Raw genomic sequence first — 2,626 nt, 5'->3', positions numbered from 1 at the left:
TGTTAGCGCCAGTGCAATCGAGATCAGCAGTGCCAGTCGAACATTGACCAGGGGCTGGAGCTGGTTCCGGTAGGAGCCAGCTGTGGATAACTATAGGTTGGATGCCTCGGTAGGTCCTCCTTTTCTTGAACCGGTTGTTGGTATTCCCGAGCCGTCAGGCGAGGCCCCTTCCTCCGCGACCTCGCTCACCTGAGCCGCAGTTGTCTTCCTGGTCTGCTCGCGCGTCTTGATGCGCCCCTTGGCTTCGTGCGTGCTGTGGCGGAAGCGGTAGGACTCGTTGCCCGTCTCGATGATGTGGCAGTGATGGGTCAAGCGATCCAGCAGCGCCGTGGTCATCTTGGCGTCGCCGAACACACTGGACCACTCGGCGAACGTCAGGTTGGTGGTGATCATCACGCTGGTGTGCTCGTACAGCTTGGACAGCAGGTGGAACAACAAGGCGCCACCGGCCTGGCTGAACGGCAGGTAACCCAACTCGTCGAGCACGACCAAGTCCATGCGCACCAGACTCATGGCGATGCGTCCGGCACGTCCCTGGCTCTTCTCATGCTCCAGGGCATTGACCAGATCGACCGTGGAGTAGAACCGCACTCGCTTGGCGTGCCGGGTGAGGCCGGCAATCCCCAGCGCCGTGGCCAGGTGGGTCTTGCCAGTGCCTGGGCCACCGACCAACACCACGTTCTGTGCATCCTGCGTGAACGACAGGTCCGCCAGTTTCTGGATCAACGCGCGGTCGACCTGCGAGACGGCGAAGTCGAACCCGGCCAGGTCGCGGTGCATGGGGAAGCGCGCCGACTTCATCTGGTGAGCAATGGAGCGCATCACCCGGTCAGCATCTTCGGCCTGCAGCAGGTGCTCCACCAGCCAGCGTGATGCGGCCAGGGTCGTATCGCCGCCTTGTTCCGTCAGATCGGCCCAGGCCGTGGCCATGCCGTTGAGCCGCAGCGCCTTCAGTTGGGCCTGCACATCGAGGGAGGTCTCACGCATGGCCTACCTCCTGTCCGTCCAGATGATCCTGGTGGGTGGGGCGCAGCCGGTCGTAGCGCGCGGTGTCGGCCTTGGGCGCCTGGGTGAGTCGCAGGGACGTCTGCGCCTGGTCCGGCGTGGCTGGGCTGTTCAAGCGGGCCAGCACGTTGCGCACGTGCTCAACGCTGATGCTGCCGCTGGGCGCTCTGCCTTCGAGCACCAGCTCGATGGCCACCAGCACGGCTTCCAGCCCGGCCTGCGGTACCACAGCCAGCACCTGTGCCATGACCCGGTCTCCTCCAGGGTGCCTGAGCAGCGACTGGCGCAAGCGCAGCAACGGCGCCGGCAGGTCCAGGAACGGCGTGCCGTTGCGCAAGGCGCCCGGTTTGCGCTGCACCAGCTCGATGTAGTGCTGCCAGTCGTAGCTGGTCTGGCCGCTGCCCGGCAGCCGGGCATGGCTGGCCACGACGGCGTCCGCGGCCGCCACATCGATTCGCTCTGGATAGACGCGGGTGCTGACGATGTGGCCGGCCCACTCGCACGGCACGGAGTAACGGTTGCGCGCGGCGGCCACCAGGCAGGTGCTGCTGACCCGGGCCAGCCGCTCGACGTAGCCGTCGAAGGGAGCAGGCATGGACATGAGGTGAGGCTTCTCCAACTCCCACATCTCGGCCACGGTGAACTGCCGGTGGATCGGGTGCGTGGTGTCGCTCCACACCGAACGACACCGCTCGCTCAGCCAGGCATTGAGTTCGATGAACGAGCCGAAGCGCCGGGTTGCGGCTTCGATCCAGATGCGCCGGCGGCTGTCCTGCACGTTCTTCTCGACCACACCCTTCTCCCAGCCGGAAGCGACGTTGCAGAAGTCGGGGTCGAACAGGTAGTGGCTGCACATGGCAGCGAAGCGGGCGTTGACGGTGCGCTGCTTGCCGCGCTGCACCTTGTCCACGGCGGTGCGCATGTTGTCGTAGATGCCGCGCCGGGTGACGCCGCCGAGTGCCTGGAAGGACCGGGTGTGGGCGTCGAACAGCATCTCGTGGCCCTGGCTGGGGTAGGCCACCAGCCAGAAGGCTCGACTGGCACACAGCTTCAGGTGCGCCACTTGCACGTTGTAGAACACGCCACCGACAACCATGGCTTCGACGCTCCAGTCGAACTGGAAGGCCTCGCCCAGTTCGAAGCTCATCGGAACGAACGCCTTGGCCGGACTGGCTGCCGACTCCACCCGCCAGCGCCGGATGTAGTCGGTGACGGCGCTGTAGCCGCCGCGGTAGCCCTGGGCCTGTATCTGGGCAAACAGGGCACGGCCGCTACGCCTTCCCTGCTTGGGGCGATGGCTGTCGGTTGTGAGCGCTTGATGCAGGGCCGGCTCGAACGCTGTGAGCTTGCCGTCGAGCTTCACCCGCTCGTACTTCGGCACAACATCGCTGGGCGCCTTGAGCCACTTCTTGACCGTGTTGCGCGACAGGCCCGTGCGCTTTGCGATCTCACTGAGAGAGAGTTGGTCGCGCAGCCTCATGCGCCTGACCTTGCCAATCATGTCCATGGTGATCACCTTGAATCCCTGCTGAAATTCTCAGCAGGTCAGTGGAACACCCTGGTCAATATTGGATTGGCACTTTGCGGTTTAGCTGGTCAAGATTGCATCGGCACTAACACT

The 2,626-nt window shown here is 64.6% G+C and carries 2 protein-coding genes; both read right to left on the bottom strand.

All coding sequences use genetic code 11. The annotated features are described in order from the left end of the window. Window positions 1-90: 90 nt before the first annotated feature. Complete coding sequence (istB, locus tag ACZYSP_RS35230; RefSeq protein ID WP_319361599.1) at window positions 91-987, bottom strand: IS21-like element helper ATPase IstB; 897 nt, start codon at window positions 985-987, stop codon at window positions 91-93. After that, complete coding sequence (istA, locus tag ACZYSP_RS35225; RefSeq protein WP_447740150.1) at window positions 980-2,512, bottom strand: IS21 family transposase; 1,533 nt, start codon at window positions 2,510-2,512, stop codon at window positions 980-982. Before istA ends, istB begins: the two co-directional genes overlap by 8 nt. Window positions 2,513-2,626: the final 114 nt, after the last annotated feature.

The organism is Variovorax sp. F042, assembly GCF_057814215.1.
This window is presented reverse-complemented; position numbering and strand designations above follow the sequence as displayed.